This is a genomic window from Longimicrobium sp., from assembly GCA_036377595.1.
Classification (GTDB): Bacteria; Gemmatimonadota; Gemmatimonadetes; order Longimicrobiales; family Longimicrobiaceae; genus Longimicrobium.
In genome coordinates this window covers 1-18,040 of sequence record DASUYB010000091.1, presented here as the reverse complement: position 1 = coordinate 18,040, position 18,040 = coordinate 1, and the positions used below count along the sequence as shown (strand labels likewise).

10 protein-coding genes are annotated in these 18,040 nt (G+C 70.8%); 6 read left to right on the top strand and 4 right to left on the bottom strand.

What is annotated here, in order from left to right; genetic code table 11:
- Nucleotides 1–374 precede the first annotated feature (374 nt).
- The 4 genes from VF092_14320 to VF092_14305 all read left to right on the top strand — a co-directional run bounded on the left by VF092_14320 (nt 375) and on the right by VF092_14305 (nt 4,487).
- Nucleotides 375–1,352 carry an NAD-dependent epimerase/dehydratase family protein gene (locus VF092_14320; protein HEX6748469.1) on the top strand — a complete coding sequence of 326 codons (978 nt, stop codon included), beginning with the start codon at nt 375–377 and terminating at the stop codon, nt 1,350–1,352.
- Nucleotides 1,352–2,569 (top strand): aminotransferase class I/II-fold pyridoxal phosphate-dependent enzyme, encoded by a 1,218-nt coding sequence (locus VF092_14315; GenBank protein HEX6748468.1) that lies wholly within the window; start codon nt 1,352–1,354, stop codon nt 2,567–2,569. Before VF092_14320 ends, VF092_14315 begins: the two co-directional genes overlap by 1 nt.
- The gene (locus tag VF092_14310) at nt 2,529–3,716 is read left to right on the top strand and encodes a GNAT family N-acetyltransferase (protein ID HEX6748467.1); all 1,188 of its coding nucleotides are present in this window, start codon (nt 2,529–2,531) and stop codon (nt 3,714–3,716) included. The genes VF092_14315 and VF092_14310 overlap by 41 nt, the downstream gene beginning before the upstream one ends.
- A gap of 210 nt (nt 3,717–3,926) precedes the next feature.
- Entirely contained in the window at nt 3,927–4,487 is a 561-nt protein-coding gene (locus VF092_14305; GenBank protein HEX6748466.1) for a hypothetical protein, read from the top strand.
- Between the two features lie 344 nt (nt 4,488–4,831).
- On the opposite strand, the gene VF092_14300 is transcribed toward VF092_14305, so the two are convergent.
- Nucleotides 4,832–7,720: a hypothetical protein gene (locus VF092_14300; GenBank protein ID HEX6748465.1), complete on the bottom strand. Its 2,889-nt coding sequence runs from the start codon at nt 7,718–7,720 to the stop codon at nt 4,832–4,834.
- A 246-nt stretch (nt 7,721–7,966) separates the two neighbouring features.
- Entirely contained in the window at nt 7,967–8,833 is an 867-nt protein-coding gene (locus tag VF092_14295) for a hypothetical protein (GenBank protein HEX6748464.1), read from the bottom strand.
- 408 nt (nt 8,834–9,241) lie between these two features.
- Here VF092_14295 and VF092_14290 point away from each other — a divergent pair, with 408 nt between their 5' ends.
- Nucleotides 9,242–10,477 carry a DUF3883 domain-containing protein gene (locus VF092_14290; GenBank protein ID HEX6748463.1) on the top strand — a complete coding sequence of 412 codons (1,236 nt, stop codon included), beginning with the start codon at nt 9,242–9,244 and terminating at the stop codon, nt 10,475–10,477.
- A 440-nt stretch (nt 10,478–10,917) separates the two neighbouring features.
- Here the strand turns inward: VF092_14290 and VF092_14285 are convergent, their stop codons facing one another.
- Both VF092_14285 and VF092_14280 read right to left on the bottom strand, forming a co-directional pair.
- Nucleotides 10,918–13,062: a TonB-dependent receptor gene (locus tag VF092_14285; protein ID HEX6748462.1), complete on the bottom strand. Its 2,145-nt coding sequence runs from the start codon at nt 13,060–13,062 to the stop codon at nt 10,918–10,920.
- Between the two features lie 275 nt (nt 13,063–13,337).
- Nucleotides 13,338–14,171 (bottom strand): hypothetical protein, encoded by an 834-nt coding sequence (locus VF092_14280; protein HEX6748461.1) that lies wholly within the window; start codon nt 14,169–14,171, stop codon nt 13,338–13,340.
- Nucleotides 14,172–14,580: 409 nt separating this feature from the next.
- On the opposite strand from VF092_14280, the gene VF092_14275 reads away from it, so the two are divergent.
- On the top strand, nt 14,581–17,811 hold the full coding sequence (locus VF092_14275) for a hypothetical protein (protein HEX6748460.1): 3,231 nt from the start codon (nt 14,581–14,583) through the stop codon (nt 17,809–17,811).
- The last annotated feature ends 229 nt before the right edge of the window (nt 17,812–18,040 follow it).

Sequence of the window (18,040 nt, the reverse complement as noted above, 5' to 3'; positions counted from 1 at the left end):
CATGCCTGTTGCTGAGTCAATGCACATCGAAAATCCGTGTACAACAGAAAATCGGTGAATCCAGTGTTTTGAGCGCGAAAAACCCAGGATTGGCGCCAATCCTGGGTCTCGCATGTAGCCGGAACTGTCGAACGCCTGCTGTGAGAGATTTCGTTTTTCAAATGACGAAGACGGCACGGCGTAATCGGCGTGCGGGTTGACACAAGGCCGCTCCGGGGCTAGGTTTGCGCACGTTTTCGCAGATCGGGTGGGCCCCGGCTGATGGGGGCCGCGCGAGAGGATCAGGGCGAGCCGCCGCCCGATCCTCTCTTCTGTTATCCGCGCGCGAAGCTCGTTGCGTTCGCGTGGCGCGCCGTGCATCTTCTCCGCCGTCCATGGGCCGAACCGCACTGATCACCGGCGCTACCGGCTTCGTCGGCGGGCACCTGGCGGAGCGCCTGGCGGCGGAGGGATGGACGGTGCGCGCCCTGGTGCGCCCCTCCAGCGACACCGCCCGCCTGCGCGCGCTCGGCGCCGAGCTGGCGCCCGGCTCGCTGGACGACGTGGACGCGCTGACGGCCGCCGCCGACGGGGCCGACACCGTGTTCCACCTGGCCGCGCTGACCACCGCGCCCGACGAAGCCGCGTTCCGCCGCGCCAACGCCGAGGGAACGGCCAACGTCGCGCGCGCCGCGCTGCGCGGAGGCACGCGCCCGCGGCGGCTGGTGTACCTGTCGAGCTATGCCGCCTGCGGGCCGGCGGTGGACGGGCGCCCGCGCCGGATGGACGAAACCCCCGCGCCGCTCACGGCGTACGGCCGCACCAAGCTCGAGGGCGAGCAGGCGGCGCGGCAGGTGGAGCCCGCCGGGGTGGAGCTGGTGACGCTGCGCGCGCCGGCCGTGTACGGGCCGGGGGACAAAGCGTTCCTCCCGGTCTTCCGGATGGCGAAGCTGTCGATGGCGCCGGTGCCGACGGGGCCGGTGCGGCACGTCCACCTGGTGTACGTGCACGACCTGGTCACCGCGCTGGCCAACGCGGCCGACGCGGTGCAGCCGGGGACCTACGCGGTGGCCGAGCCCGTCGCCCACCCGTATCCCGCGCTGGTGGCGGCGATCGGCCGCTCGCTGGGGAAGAACCCGGTGCGGCTTCCCGTCCCCGCGGGACTGCTCCGCGCGGCGGGGTCGCTGGCCGAGCGCTTCGGGGGATTGATCGGCGGGACGGGCGTGTTCAGCCGCGAGAAGGCGGACGAGATGCTGGCCGAGGCGTGGGTGTGCGACCTCGGCGGGTCCGGGGCGCTCCTGCCGCGGGCCACGCCGCTGGAAGAGGGGCTGGCCGAGACCGCCCGGTGGTACCGAACTCAGGGATGGCTTTGATGTCCATAGTCGAGCAGCAGACGGCGCGGAAGGCCGGCGACATCTTCGCCAAGTGCGGCCGCTACACGGCCGCGCGGGAGATGATCGACCGCGGCCTGTATCCCTACTTCCAGCCGATCGAGAGCTCGGAAGACACCGAGGTGGTCATCCGCGGGCAGCGGCTGATCATGGTGGGCTCCAACAACTACCTGGGGCTCACGCACCACCCGTACGTGCTGGAGCAGGCCCGGGAGGCGCTGTACCGCTACGGCACCGGGTGCACCGGCAGCCGCTTCCTGAACGGCACGCTGGACCTGCACGAGGAGCTGGAGCGGCGGCTGGCGAAGCTGATGGGCGCCGAGAGCGCGCTCGTCTTCTCCACCGGCTACCAGACCAACCTGGGGGTGATCAGCGCGCTGGCCACCCGCGGCACGGTGGTGATCCACGACCGCCTGAACCACGCGTCGCTGCTCGACGGCGCGCAGCTGGCCAGCGGCGAGCTGGTGCGCTACGCGCACAACGACATGGCGGCGCTGCGCCGCGCGCTCGAGCGCAACGCCGACGCCGGCGGCATCCTGGTCTCCACCGACGGCGTGTTCTCGATGGAGGGGAACATCGTCGACCTTCCCACCGTGCTGGACCTGGCGGACGAGTTCGGCGCGCGCGTGCTGGTGGACGACGCGCACTCCGTCGGCGTTCTCGGCGAGCACGGCGGGGGGACGGCCGAGCACTTCGGCGTGCAGGAGCGGGTCGACCTGACCATGGCCACCTTCTCCAAGAGCTTCGCCAGCATCGGCGGTGCGGTGGCGGGGCCCGAGGAGGTGATCCACTTCCTCAAGCACCACGCGCGTCCGCTCATCTTCAGCGCCAGCATGCCGCCGTCCGCCGTGGCGACGGTGCTGGCCTGCCTGGAGATCATGGAGAAGGAGCCGGAGCGGCGCCGCACGCTGTGGGCGAACGCGGACTACCTGCGCGGCGGGCTGGTGAACCTGGGGTTCGACGTGGGGGTGAGCGAAACGCCCATCATCCCCGTGACCACGGGCGACATCGAGCACACCTTCGTGTTCTGGCGCGAGCTGTTCGACGCGGGCGTGTTCACCAACCCCGTGCTGCCGCCGGCCGTGCCCGAGAGCGCGTGCCGCCTGCGCACCTCCGTGATGGCCACGCACACCACCGACCAGCTCGACAGGGTCCTCGATGCCTTCGCCCGTGTCGGCCGCAAGCTCGGCGTCCGCTAGCCCCGCCACGCCCGCCACGAACGCCCCGGCCGTCCGCGAGATCGGCCGGGGCGAATCGCTCAAGCCCTTCATCGACTTCTCCTGGACCATCAACGCGGGCGACCCCGCCTGGGTGCCGCCACTCAGGATGGTCTTCAACGCGCTGCTGAACCGCGAGAAGCACCCGTTCTACCAGCACGCCGACGTCGCCTTCTTCGTCGCCGAGCGCGGCGGAAAGCTCGTCGGCCGCATCGCCGCGATCCACAACCGCCGCGCCAACGAGTTCCAAGGCGACACCACCGGCTTCTTCGGGCTGTTCGAGTGCATCGACGACCAGTCGGTCGCGGACGCGCTGCTGGACCGGGCCGCGTCGTGGCTGCAGGCGCGGGGGCTGACGTCGATGCAGGGGCCGTTCAACCTGTCGACCAACGACGAGCTGTACTCGGGCGGGGTGCTGATCGACGGGTTCGACACGGCGCCGGCCTTCATGCTGGGGCACAATCCCCCGTACTACCGCGGGCTGATGGAGCGCGCGGGGCTGGAGAAGGCCAAGGACCTGGTGGCCTACTGGCTGCCGCACAACGACCCGCCCAGGCGGCTGATCGAGGGGATCGACCGGGTGGCGAAGCGCGAGGGATGGCGCATCCGCACGGTCGACATGAAGGACTTCAAGAACGAAGTGGCGCGGGTGATGGAGGTCTACAATTCGGCGTGGGAGCGGAACTGGGGGTTCATCCCCATGACCGACGCCGAGTTCGAGGCCATGGCGAAGGAGTTCCGGCCCGTGGTCGACCCGCACCTGGTGCTGATCGCGGAGACGCTCGAGGGCGAGCCGCTGGGGTTCCTGCTGGCGCTGCCGGATTTCAACCGCGCCATCAAGCCGCTGAAGAGCGGCCGGCTCTTTCCCTTCGGCATCTTCCGCTTCCTCTGGGCCAAGCGGAAGATCCGCACGGCGCGGGTGCTGACGCTGGGGATGAAGCCCGGCTTCCAGCGCTCGGGGATCGGCGCGGCGCTGTACCTGAAGGTGTTCCAGATGGGCGCCCGGTACGGCTACGACAACGCCGACTGCTCGTGGATCCTGGAAGACAACGGCCCCATGCGGCACGCGCTGGAGAAGGTGGGCGCGTACGTCTACAAGACCTGGCGCGTGTACGAACGGCCGCTGTGATATCGCGGGGCGCGAATGCGGAGGGCCGGCTTCGATGTGTATCGAAGCCGGCCTTTTTGTCTCACGCAGAGTCAGCAGGGTCAGCAGAGAACCGCGGTTCCACTGCTGACCCTGCTGACTCTGCGTGAGAAATTCTGCAGTTGACGAATGGGCACGACGTTCGCAATTGTGCGTGGGAACATCGATTCACCCACCTCGAGCCGAACGCCGATGCGCCGCACTCCGCACCTCCTGCTCGCGATGGCCGCGCTCGCGCTCGCCGCTCCGGCGGCGGGGCAGGAGCTGCAGACCGGGACGCGCGTGCGCGTGTCGGCGCCCATCATCCGCTCCACCTCGCGGTTCACGGGCACGGTGATGTCGACCGAGAACGGGCGCGTGCTGCTGCGGCTGGACCCGCACGTGAAGCAGGACACGCAGGCCGACACCATCTCCATCCCGCGCGAGCTGATCCGGCGCGTGGAGGTGAGCCTGGGGCAGGTGCCCGGCCGCGCCCGCACCCCGGCCGCGACCACCGGCGCCTTCGCGGGCGTGGTGGCCGGCGCGATCCTCGGCCTCGTGCTGGGCAGCGGCACCGCCGACGACGGCGCCGCGCGGAACCCGTGGACCACCGCGCTCTGGCTGGCCCCCGCGATGGGCGCGGCCGGCGCCGGCGTCGGTGCCCTCGTCGGCCAGCGCGAGTACGAGCGCTGGCAGACCGTGCCGTCGACCTCGCCCGCCGTGGGCGCGACACCCGGGCGCGGCGTGCGGGTGGGGATCAGCCTCGGCGTGTAGATCGCCAGATCGCGAAACAGCGGGGTCGCGCTGCGCGCGAGGCCCCTCATCCCCCCCGACCCCCCTTCTCCCGATAACGGGGAGAAGGGGGGAGACTTCAGCGCGGGGAGTGGGTTCGTCGCGGATCGGGATGCTTCCTGCCCGCCTGGGTTGGCCCCCTCCCCCGGCCCCTCCCCCGCTCCGCAGGGGAGGGGAGAACTGCACTCGGTTCGGTCCTAAGCCTAAGTTGCTGTTGCAGTTACCTCTCCCATCTGTTTGGGAGAGGTCGAAAAAACGAGCCGTGACAGCAGTACCGTCACGGCTCGTTTTTTCGGGTGAGGGCCTGCCGGGTGAGGGCCCCGCGCCTACGGCCGATACGTCACCGTCGCATACACCCGCACCTGGTGGCGGTCGGGCGCGTCCAGCGGGTAGCCGGCGCCCGCGGTCAGCCGCACCGAGGGGATGCGCAGCACGTTCAGCGGCGGCGTGTCGAACGCGGCCTCCACGCCGACGACGCGGTACCATTCCTCCAGCCCCGCGTCCGCGCTCACCCCGGCCAGGTACGGCGTCAGCCTCCCGACGTCGGTGCCCAGGCGGTACGCCGCCAGCTCGCTTCCCCGCACCACCCCGAACCGCGCCGCGGGCAGGGGGATGCGCTGCGACAGGATCGCGTCGTCGAACAGCTGCTGGCGCGCGCCGCCGGCCACGAACCGCTCCCACCGCGGCGCGTCGTCCGACACGCGGCCGTATGTCACCTGGCCGCGCAGGTCGAAGCCGAGCGCGCGCACCGCCGCGGCCGCCGTCCCCACGCCGCGCGTCCACGTCTCGCCGCCCGTCCGCCCGACGGTGCCGTTCAGGGTGATGGAGAGCGCGAGCGACTGCCCGCCGCGCGACTCCGTCACCCCGCCCTGCGCCTCGGCGAAGGCGAGGGTGCGCGTCGTTGCATCCTCCCCGGCGAGATCGAGCGCGCCGGCGGAGACGCCCGCGCGCAGGCGCCGGCGGAGCGCGGAGCCGCCCCACGGCAGCTCGGCGATGAGCGTGCCGCCCGCGTAGTCCGCGTCCAGCGAATCCCCCGGCGCCAGCAGCGCGTCGTGCAGCCGCGACGGGCGGTGGCGCAGCGCGAACGCGTCGATGCCGACGCTCGGGAGCCAGCGGCGGTAGACGGCGTTCAGCGCGGCGCCCCGCGGCATCCCCGCGTCGCCGCCGACCACCTTCAGCATCGCCGTCAGCCGGCCGACGGGATCGCCGTTCAGGAGCGTCACCCCGCCCGCGCCGCCGTCCGCGTCCGCCGCCGCGGTGGGGAGGATGCGGTTGCGGCGCGGCCCCAGCCCGTATGCGCGCGGCGTGGGAAGCGGCCCGCGCCGCAGCGTGTCCGGCTCCGCGGCGGCGACGCGCGGAACGGCGGGGACGAGCGTGGTGTCTAGCGCCACGACGGGGTCGGCCGCGCCGCTGTCGGGGTGGATGCGCATCAGGTCCAGTCCCCGCGCGTGCAGGGAGAGGTAGAAGATGCGTCCGCCCACCGGTTCCGGCGCCGCCGCCCCGCCGGTGACGCGGGTGAGCGTCCGCGTCTCCCCCGTCGCGAGGTCCAAGATCTCCAGGTTGGCGATGCCGCCGCGCTCCGAAACCGCCACCAGCGCGAGTCCGCCCGGGAGGAAGGCGGCGTCGTAGCGGCTCGCGCCGTCGTCCCGTCCGATCGCCGTCTCCGCGCCCGTGCGGGGATCGACGATCGCGATGCGCCAGCGCCGCCCCTCCTGCACCGAGACGGCGACCGACCGCCCGTCCGGCGACCAGCGCGGGCGGTAGTAGACGCGGTTCGGGCGCGCGCGGACGAGCGGACGGACGGCGCCCGTCGCCAGGTCCACCGTCACCACGCCGCAGAGGCCGCCGGTGCACTGGATGGCCGCGGCGGTACGGCCGTCCGGCGCGGGATCGGGCCAGCGCACCGACGCGCCGCGGGTGATGCGCCGCATCGTCTTCCTCCGCCAGTCCCAGAGGAAGAGGTCGGGCCGCGTCGCCCCATCGCCCAGCGGCTCCGAACGGGTCAGGAGGATGCCGTCGCCGCCCGGCATGAAGCGCGGCGCGTCGTGCGGGCGCCCGTCGACGGGATAGAGCGTGGCGAGCGCGCGCTTCGCCGGGAAGCGGCTGGGGATGTCCGGGACGTCCTCGGGATCGCGGGCCAGGAGCGCGCGGTTGGCGCGGGCGACGGCCGCCGTGTCGGGCCGCTCGTCCGCCGCGCTCCAGACGACCACGCGCGACGCGGCCGGGGTGGCGCCGCGGAGAACGATGGCCACGTACCGCCCGTCCCGCGACACCGCGGGATCGCCCGTCCCCCAGTTCAGCCGCTGCACCGTATCCCCCACCGCGAGCCCGGCCGCGCGCAACTCGTTGCGGGCCTGCAGCGCGCGCTCGGTGACGTCCACGGTGAAGCGCCCGTACATCTCGCTCGGCGTCGCTCCGAACACGCCGGCGAAGGCCGCGTCGAAGGTGCGGTCGCGCCGCGCGCTCATCCGCCGCCAGAGGTTGGGAAGGCTCTGCGGCCCACGCTGCTCCACCAGCCACTCCAGGTAGGCGGAGCCCGCCAGGTACGCCATCGCCCCGCCGTAGAATCCCCCCGTGGCGCCGAGCTGGTCGTAGCGGGGGAGGCGGCCCTCGAGCGCCCACTGCCGCAGCACCGCCGCGCGCACCACCCCGTACGGCCGCCCGCTCCCCGTCAATCGCCCCTCCACGTACGTCGCGTACCCCTCCGTCAGCCAGCGCGGCGCCTTTACGGCCACGGGGCCCAGCTTGACGGGGGAGAGGCGGAGGAAGAAGCGCTGGCGCGGGTTGCGCGGCGGTCGAGAGAGGTGGGCGATGTGGGTGAACTCGTGGACGGCCAGCTGCTCGGCGGGGTCGCGCGTGTGGCCGATGTTGGAGCGGGGATCGGCCGGCGTGGGCCACAGGGCGATGGCGGGCTCGTCCAGGAAGGGAAAGGCGAAGCCGTTGGCCGCGGCGGACGGGTCCTCGACCACGATGGTCACGCGCCGCCCGGGCGCGTAGCCGACGACCGCCGTCACCTCGTCGTGGATGGCCTCGAGGCGGGGGACCAGGTCGAGCGTCCACGCCTCCATCTCGCGAGGGTAATGGACGGCGAAGTGCGGCGTGCGCACGGTGCGCCAGTCCAGGTGCGGACGCGTGACGATCTGCGCGCCGGCCGCGGGCGCCCCGCACAGGAGCGCGGCGGCGGCGAGCAGCGCGGCGACGATCCGCTTCGGCATTCGGAAGATTCTTGCGCGTCGGGTGGAGACGGGGGACGACGCGGGATGATGGCTCGCGCGGCGGCTTCGCGGCAAGGGTGCGAAAGTGCGAGAGTGCGAAGGTGCGAGAGTGGAATGCGATCCGGCCCACCTTCGCACTTTCGCACTTTCGCACCCTCGCACCCTCGCACCATGCGAACGGGCGGCCCCCACATCGGGAGCCGCCCGCCGAACCGTCAGCCGAGGACCGAGCCGCGGCGTGAAAATCTACTGCTGCCCCGCCGGCTTCTCCTCCAGCCCCGCCGACACGTGGTTGTTCAGCGCGTCGGTGTAGAGGGTGCGGAACTCGTTCAGCTTGCGGGCGCTGGTGGTGTCGGCCGGGTCGCCCAGGCCGGTCAGCGCCAGCAGCCCCATCCCGCCGCTGGCGAAGCCGATCTGCTGCCACATCGGGTTGGTGACGTTCGGGCGCGCGCTCTTCAGCGCCTCCAGGTTCTGCGCCACCGCGGGCGACGGCTTGCTCTGCGCGTCCATCTGGTCGGCCTGCTCGAGCAGCGCGCGGGCGCTCTCCTCGCCGCCCGGCTGGCCCTTCATGGCCTCGGCCTGCTGGCGCAGCGTCTGGCTCATGCTCGACATCGAGGTCGTCATCAGGTGCCCGCTGACGGCCACCATCCGCTCGCGCACGTACTCCATCTCGGCCGGGTTGTAGTGCAGCGAGCGCGCCGAGCGCACGTAGCTGCCGCCGATCAGGTCGGCCCAGTGGCTCATGGCGCTGATCCCCTCGGCCGCGTTGCGCAGGCCGGAGAGCACGCCGCCGCTCTTGCCGCGCTTCTCCATGTCGGCCACCTGCTGGTGCAGCGAGGGCGCCTCGGCGCGGATCAGGTCGAACTGGGTGAGGCTGGTGCGCAGGTACTGCTCGACCTGCTGCGGCGTCAGGCTGCTGTCGGCCGGCGCCTTGAACGCGTTCTGCTCGGCCTCGGTGGCCGTGGCCGAGCTCTTCTGGTCCACGTTCTCGGGATCCACGCCGCCGTCGCTGTTGCGGCCGGCGACCTTGTCCTTGAAGCCGCAGGCGCCGATGGCGACGGCGATCAGCCCCAGCCCAAGGCTGCGGCGGAGACGGGCGGAAGTGAACTGCATGTTGGCCTCTCTGTGAGGTTGGCGGGGACAGTGAGGGAAGATGCCCGGCGGGTCACGACGCGGGCGAGGAACAACCGTTGGCCTCCGCCGCTGCGGCGGCTGGGAACCGCCCGCGCGCGGAAACATTTGCGAGGATTGAGATTGGCTAAGCTGCGGCGGATTGTCAAGATGGATGGTTGCGTTTCCGCTCAGACAAAATCGTAGCTCATCCATCTGTACGATCCAACACCGTTACACTATTCTTCGTCCGCACCTATTTGCCCACCGCGCGAACAGAATTGGTAACAAACCCCAGCATCGCGCACCTCTTCGGCCACCGAAAGAACGCTTCCGCACTTGCGACTGTCTGACCTCACAAGCCGGCCTGCCGTACAACAGGCAATCGATGAGTTCCGCTTCTTGGGACATGTGAAGTTCCTAACGAAGTACGGCTATGGATACTCACGTGAGTACTTCCTCGTTGTGGGCGATGAAACCTTTGACTCCAAGGCGATCTTCGCAGCTGCGTACGGATACCAGTACCCCGAGCGAGGCGCCCCGAAGTCGAGTCAGTTCAGTGGCGGAGAGGCCACCGTTCAGCGACGACTTGAGGCACTCGGGTTTGTGGTTGAGCGGCGAAATCACATCCAGCGTGAAGAGTTCTCACATCCACAACTCGTTCGGTATCAAGCCTACTCTCGGCAGGAAGTCCACGACCTGCTTGATCCAACAGTCCCATTCACCCCTAACGCTGGAATGTGGGGCATTTCCGGAATCGTCTCACTAAGCGGTCGTCCAAACGACTTTGTGTTTTTTGTTACGCTCGAGAAACACACTGGGTATGCAGATGCTCTTTCCACTACGGGTTTGGTTGAGTGGGATTCACAGCGAAAGCAAAACCTGGACGACGATCAAATTCATCGATTTGTGAAGCACGACCATGAACTTGATTCGATCCTCCTGCTCCTTAGGGCACATGAGGGTGAGCCATATTGCTACGTGGGTAAGCTGCGATATGTTTGGCATGACACCACATCTGAGCACCCTGTGCACTTCCGGTGGCAAGTCCTTGATTGGCAGATCGAACCCATTCGCGCTGCTGGTCTGTTGATTGAGCATGGGACTGCTGAAGTTGCATCGATCCCTGCCGAGCTTCCACCGGTTCCGTACCCAACGCTCGTTGAAGTCGCACCCCCTCGCGGGGCACAGCAGCAGTCCAACAGGCGTAAAGAACAGAAGGCTCGAAAAGACGTTGATTATGCGGCACGCGATTCTGCAAACCGCGCCCTTGGTCGTGCGGGAGAGGAATGGGTGGTTGAGCACGAGCGTCGCATTTTGCTCGAAATCGGCCGGCCCGATTTAGCGAAGGATGTGTTTCATGCTGCAAAGGATGAGGGAGATGGACTTGGCTATGACGTGTTCTCACGTACGCCGAGCGGTGAGCCAAAGTTTATTGAAGTAAAAACTACCCGGGGTAAGAAGCGCACTCCGTTCTTCATCACGGCGAATGAGCTTAGCTTTGCGGAGCAGCGTGGAAAGGACTATGTGCTTTACAGGGTATTTGGATTCTCAGAAACAGGCCAGACACAATACTATGTGCTGCGGTCACCGCTAGAATCAGCGCTGCAGCTGTCCGCGACTGTGCACAGGGCGGTACCGCGTTAGGATCGCTGCTGGTGAGGTTTTGCGCGGGAAAACTCCACATACTGCCGATCGCTGGGCGCAAGAGGGAGGGTCGCAAGCTCTTCCATCCCTGCCCATCGTAGGGCGATGTGTTCGTGACACGTAGGCTCACCGACAATCTGAGTTGGGAGAAATACGATTAGAAATCTGGAGTTAGGATCGCGTACACTGAACTGCTCCTCCCCAACCTGAATTACATCAACACCCAATTCTTCTTTGAGCTCTCGAAATACAGCCGCGGCATCGGATTCCCCGTTCTCACACTTACCTCCTGGAAATTCCCATAGCCCGCCATGCCGCTTCTCGTGCGGACGCTGACAGACAAGCATTGAATCTCCGCGAGTAATTACGGCGGCTACGACCCGCGTTAAAGAATCCTGCAAAACAACTCCCAGTGTGAGAGTGAAAATCGCCGGTCTGACTTACCGCTCCCACCCCAACTGCACGCTCACCACCACCTGCCGCGGCAAGCCGGGCTCGAAGGCCACGGGCTCGCCGGACACCACGTCGGGGTTCAGGAAGGCGCTGGCCACGTACCTCCGGTCCGCCAGGTTCTCCACCCGCACCGCGCCCCGCGCGCTCATCCCGCCGGCCAGGCGCACGGGCCGGCGCAGCGCCACGCCCGCCGTCCACAGCGCGTAGCCGGGCACCCGCACGCGGTTGGCGTCGTCGGCCCAGTACGCGCCCGCCTGCTGCACGGCCAGCTCCAGCTCCACCTCGTCGCGGAAGGCGGGCGTCCAGCGCAGGGCCGCCGAGCCGAACACCGCCGGCACCCCCACCACGCGGTTCCCCGCGTAGTCAGCAGAAGCGCCGGGGCGGCCATAGTGCACCGAGTCCACCACGTACTCGGTGTAGCGGTGGTCCTGCCCGCTCACCGCCGCCTCGAGCGCCACGCCCGGCGCGGTGCGGAGTTGCACGCCCAGCTCGGCGCCGCGGCGGCGCACCCGCCCGGCGGTGAAGTAGAAGCGCCCACCCCGGTAGGGCACGATCTCGTTGCGCACCTCGGTCCAGTACACCGCCGCGTCCCACCCCAGCGCGCGCACGAACCCGTCGCCGGCGGCGCTCAGGTGGCGCGCGCCCGCCTCCCAAGTGGTGGAGCGGATCGGCTCGAGCAGCGGGTTCAGCGCGGTCACCGTGTCCTGGCCGAAGGTCGACGCGGGGTCGGTCTCGTTCCCCGCCGGCGCCTCCACCCCGCCGCCCAGGTTGGCGTAGACGCTGGTCTCCGCGTCCGCATGCCAGAGCACCCCCAGCCGCGGCGAGAGGCGGCGGAACGCCTTGCGGTCGTCCAGGCGCGGGTTGATGCGGCTGGCGTAGTCGTAGGTGATGTCGTCCCAGCGCGCGCCCAGCAGCAGGTCCACGCGGCCGCCCAGCGACAGCACCTCCTGCGCGAACACGCCGGCGTTGGTGGCACCCTCGCGCTTGTTGTCGCGCAGCTCGGTGCCGCGCTCGCCGTCCGCTGTCAGCGAGTAGAAGAGGATGGCGCCGTCCTGCACCGCGTAGTCGACGCCGGCGGAGAAGGTGCCGCGCACCGCCGGGGTCCACGCCCGCTCCCAGCGCACCCCGGCGCTCCCGCCCAGGTGCTGGCGGGTGAAGTCACGGAACGTCCCCCGCTCGGAGCGCTGCAGCGCCTTGGGCTGCACGAACAGCGCGCCGTCGATCCACACGCCGTCGCCCGCGCGGTGCTCCACCGCCGCGCCCAGGCGGCCCAAGCGGTTGTGGCGCCGCTCGCGGTGGGTGAGATAGGTGGCGTTGGCGAGCTCGGGCGCGCTGTCGAGCGCCGCCCGCGTGAGCGGGCCGGGGATGCCGAAGCGGTTCTCCGCGCCGACCGCGTGCAGGCGCAGGAGGGTGCGGCCGCCCACCGGCGCCACCACGCCCGCGTTCACCAGCGTCCGCTCGCCGGCCGAGTTCTGGCGCCACCCGTCCAGCGTCGTATGCGCCGCCGCGACGTACGCGCGCCCGCCGCCCAGCGTCGTCCCCACGCGCGCGATCCAGCGCGACAGTCCGAAGCTCCCCGACTGCTGCTCGGCGCTCGCGAAGGGACGGGCGAAGGCGGGGACGGTGGAGAAGGCGACCACGCCGCCGGCCGCGTTCCCCCACACCGCCGAGACGTTGGAGCGCGCCACCTCCACCTCCTCCACGGTCGCCAGGTCGACCAGGTCCAGGGCCGTGCGGCCGTCCGGCTCCGTCTCCGGAAAGCCGTCCTGCAGCACGCGGATCCCGCGCGTGGTCCCCGCGTTGGAGCGGTCGCCCGCGCCGCGCGCGCCGAAGCCGCGGATGGTGATGCGCACGTCCATCCCCCCGCTGCGCGACTGCGCCAGCACGCCGGGCACGCCGCGCAGCGCCTGGTCCACGCGCAGCCCCGACGCGTCCTCGAACGCGCGCTTCGGCACCACGCTGACGGCCGCCGGCACGTCGAGCAGGCGGGTGGGCACGCGCGTGGCCACCGCCGTCACCGCCGGCAGCGCCACGGTGTCGGAGAGGATGGTGTCGGGAGGGAGATCCTGCGCGCGGAGCGCGGGGGCGGCGCACGCGCAGAGCAGCGCGGCGAGGGAGACGGGTCTGGTCATGCAGCGAGTGACCGGGTGGGCGGACCGAATCACCATCCGCGGAAAACGATAGGGGGAAGATGGGTCCGCGCGGGCGGGTCGCACCAGTGGCGGGATCGCCCGCTTGCGCCCACGCACCGGCTCCCCTCCTCATCGGCATGCAGAGGACTGGCGGCGCGGCGGGGGCGGAGAGCCCGTGCGGGTGATTGCCGGGCGCCACGGATCGGCGGCCGCAAAAAACCGCGGCCCGCCGTCTCCGGCGGGCCGCGGTTCGGGGATCCGGCGGCCGGTCCCGCTCAGCGGATGCGACGCAGGCGATAGCGGGTGAGCGCCTCCCAGTCGTCGTACAGGTCCAGGCCGGGGCGCGCCATCACCCGGTCGCGGAGCTGCCGCGCCTGCACGCGGTCGCCCATCATCGCGTAGCACTCCGCCAGCCCGCTCAGCACCGGCGCGGACTCCTGGTCGCCACCGCTGAGCTCGACCAGCGCCTCGCCGCAGCGGCGCCCGGCCAGCAGCGCGTAGCCGTTCACCAGGTGCGCCCGGGCCAGCAGCGCCTCGCTCCCGCTCTCTCGCGCGGCCCGCTCGAACCGGGCGGCGTAGAACATCGCCGAGTCCGCCTGCCCCGCCAGCGCGTAGGCCATGGCCGCCGACGCCTTGCCGAACGGCGTGCCCAGCTCCGGCGACTCGGCCAGGTACGCCGACACGGAGCGCCCGCGCCCCAGCGCCGCGTCTGCCAGCGCCATGCGCAGGTGCATCGCCGACGCCAGCTCCGGGCGCCCCGCGCGCGCGGCCTCGTCCATCAGCGCGCGCATCGCCAGAACGGCGTTGGGCCCGTCGCCGTCGTACAGCCAGCTCACCGACATCGCGCTCATCAGCTGCAGCCGCGCGTCGGCGGTGGGGGCGGTGCGGATTCCCTCGGCCAGGATCGCGCGGGCCTCGGCGCCGCGCCGCTCGAGCTGCGCCTGTGCCGCCCGGCCGTCGGCCGAGGCGGCGCCGCCGGCCTGGTACGCGACCCGCGCGCCCACCAGGCGCACAGTCGCCACGGGCTCGGGCCGCTCCTGCGCGGCGACGGGGGCCGCGGCCATCAGGGCGGCGGCGGTGAGAACGGAAAGCAGGGATCTTCGGTGCATGGCTCCTCCTCGAGGTCCCGTGGGGACCCGTACGGGTGGAGGGCGACGGCAGGCAGGGTGCGGGGGCGCCTTGCAACGTCGCCGAACCGGGCCGGGAAAGGCCGGCTCCCACCTTCAACCTAGCGGTCCAGGTCGTCCTTGGCAACAAGGTTGTGGCACATTCGTCGCGGCCGGCTGACAGTGATAACGGTCCGACCCGACCGGACCCGCGCCGACGACGGACGGTTCACACGCGAGCACGGAGGACACGGAGGGAAGGGGACGGAGGACACGCGCGTTCCCGGAACCGCCGTGTCTTCGTGCACGCGTTCGAAGACGCCCCCGCCCGCTTGCGCCCGCGGGGGACGGCGCTCATCCTCATCTGCATACAGAATACACCCCGTCCTCGCACCTCCCGGAGGTTGGACACGTGCGCACCCTCCCCTGGCGCATCTCCCTGCCGTTCCTGGCGATCCTGGCGGCCGCATCCCCCCTGTCCGCGCAGCGCGACTCGCTGGGCGTGGCGCCGCGGCCGGGCGAGGTGCCGCAGCTGCCCGACAGCACGCGCCCGCCGGGCGACTCCACCACCTTCGCGGCGTTGCGCTGGCGCAACATCGGCCCCAACCGCGGCGGGCGCTCGCAGGCGGTGGCGGGGAGCCGCGCGCGGCCGCTGGAGTACTGGTTCGGCGCCACCGGCGGCGGCTTGTGGAAGACCACCGACGGCGGCACCACCTGGAAGCCGATGACCGACCGCGCGCTCACCAGCTCGTCGGTGGGCGCCGTGGCCGTCTGCGAGGCCAACCCCGACGTGGTGTACGTGGGGATGGGGGAGACGGAGCTGCGCGGCAACATCATGCAGGGCGACGGGGTGTGGAAGACGACCGACGGCGGAAAGACGTGGACGCACGTGGGGCTGGCCGAGACGCAGGCCATCGCCCGCATCCGCGTCCATCCCGCCGACTGCGACCGCGCGTGGGTGGCCGCGCTGGGCCACCCCTACGCGCCCAACCCCGACCGCGGCGTGTTCCGGACGACGGACGGCGGACGGACGTGGAGGAAGACGCTCTTCCGCAGCGACCGCGCGGGCGCCGTGGACCTCGTGCTCACCCCCGGCCGGCCGGACACCATGTTCGCCGCGCTCTGGGAGGTGAGCCGCACGCCCTGGTCTCTCTCCAGCGGCGGCGCGGGAAGCGGGCTCTTCCGCTCGACGGACGGCGGGCAGACGTGGACGGAGATCACGCGCCACGCCGGCCTCCCCGCGGGGACGATCGGGAAGATCGGGGTGACGGTGAGCGGCGCGCGGCCGGAGCGGGTGTGGGCCATCGTGGAGGCCGAGGACGGCGGCGTCTTCCGCAGCGACGACGGCGGGCAGACGTGGACGCGGACCAACGACGAGCGCAAGCTCCGCCAGCGCGCCTTCTACTACACCCGCATCTACGCCGACCCGCGCGACACGGCCACCGTCTACGTGCTGAACGTCTCCTTCCAGAGGTCGACGGACGGGGGGAAGACGTTCAAGCCCGTGCGCGTTCCCCACGGCGACAACCACGACCTGTGGATCGCGCCGGACGATTCGAAGCGGATGATCGAGGGGAACGACGGCGGCGCCAACGTCAGCTGGAACGGCGGCGAAAGCTGGACGGAGCAGGACTATCCCACCGCGCAGATGTACCACGTCACCACCACGGCGCACTTCCCCTACCACGTCTGCGGCGCGCAGCAGGACAACTCCACCGCCTGCGTCCCCAGCAACGGCACCGGGCGCGAATGGTACACGGTGGGCGGCGGCGAGAGCGGCTACATCGCCGCGCGGCCGGACCAGCCGGACGTGTTCTACGCGGGGAGCTACGGCGGGCTGCTGACGCGCTTCGACCGCAGGACGGGGGAGCGGCGCGTGATCACCATCTGGCCCGAGAACCCGATGGGCTACCCCAGCGGGGAGATCCGCGAGCGCTTCCAGTGGACCTTCCCCATCGTCCTGGCCCCGCACAATCCCCACGTCGTGTACGCCGGCAGCCAGCACCTCTGGAGATCGGCGGACGAGGGGCAGAGCTGGACGCGCATCTCCCCCGACCTCACCCGGCACGCGGCGGAGACGCTGGGGCCCAGCGGCGGCCCCATCACCCGCGACCAGACGGGGGTGGAGACATACGCCACCATCTTCTCCATCGCCCCCAGCCCCCGCGACTCGATGGTGATCTGGACGGGGAGCGACGACGGGAAGGTGTTCGTCACTCGCGACGGCGGGCGCACCTGGGCCGACGTCACGCCACCGGGGATGGGCGGCTTCGCGCGCATCTCGCTGGTGGAGGCCAGCCCCCACGCGGCCGGGAAGGCGTACGTCGCCGCCAACCGCTACCAGATGGACGACTTCGCCCCGTACGCGTACCGCACGGAGGACTTCGGGCGCACCTGGACGCGCATCACCACGGGGATCCCGAACGGCGACTACCTGCGCGCGGTGCGCGAGGACCCACGGCGGCCGGGGCTGCTGTTCGCGGGCACGGAGCACGGCGTGTGGGCGTCGTGGGACGACGGCGCGCACTGGCGCTCGCTGCGGCAGGGGCTGCCCGACGTGCAGGTGGCGGACCTCGTCGTTCGCGACAACGACATTGTGCTGGCCACGCACGGGCGGTCGTTCTACGTGATGGACGACATCTCGCCGCTGCGCCAGTCGGCGGCGCCCGAGCGGCCGGCCCAGGCGAAGCTCTTCCGCCCGGCCGACGCGGTGCGCACGGGGCGCGGCCTCACCGTCTACTACGCCCTTCCGCGCCGCGCCGAACGGGTGACGCTGGACTTCCTCGACGCGCAGGGAAGGGTGATCCGCTCCTTCAGCGGCACCCCGGCCGACAGCGCCGCGGCGGCGCGTCCCCCTGGCGGCGGCGGGGGCGAGGACGACGAGGATGAGGACCAGCCCGCGCGCCCGCGCGAGCCGAAGCTGGCGGTGAAGGCGGGGCTGAACCGCTTCACCTGGGACCTGCGGCACCCGGGCGCGGAGGACTTCCCCGGGATCGTGTTCTGGGCCGCGCGGATCGTGGGCCCGCGCGTCGTCCCCGGCACCTACCGCGTGCGGATGACGGTGGACGGGCGGCCGGCGGGGACGGAGGAGTTCCGCGTGGTGACGGACCCGCGCTTCCGCGCCACGCAGGCCGACCTCGAGGCGCAGTTCGCGCTGGCGATGCGGGTGCGGCAGCGGACCACCGACGCCAACCGCGGCGTGCTGCTGGTGCGCGGCATCCGCGACCAGGTGAACGAGCGGCTGACGCACACGCAGGACCCGGCGGTGCGCGCCGCGGCGGACTCGCTGCTGCGCCGCATCGCGACGATCGAGGACTCGCTGTACAACCCGCGGCTCCGCAGCAGCCAGGACCCGCTGAACTTCCCCATCCGCCTGAACAACAAGATGGCGGCGCTGATGGGGGTGATCGAGAGCGCCGAGTCCGCCCCCACGCGCCAGTCGTACACGGTGTTCGACGACCTGTCGCGGCGCATCGACGTGCAGCTGGCGATGCTGAATTCCGTCGTGGCGAACGACCTGCCGCGGCTGAACGCGCTCCTCCGCGCCCGGGGCCTCCCCGAGGTCCGCCCCGAGCCGCAGCGCCCGTCGCCGGAACAACCACGACCGAGCGAAGAGGAAGAAGAGGAGGCTGACGAGCAGTAGCCGGCATCCCCAACTGCAAGTCTCACGCAGAGTTAGCAGGGTTAGCAGAGAACTACAGCTGTTCTTCTGCTAACCCTGCTAACTCTGCGCAGGCGTTCGACAGCACCGTTTTACACGTTGGCCATAAGAGGTTGAACAGCAACAAGATACAACAAGACCCCGTCGGACGCGTGTACAACGCGTCCGGCGGGGTCTGAATCGAGGCAAGTGCTTACACAGGTGTAACTTG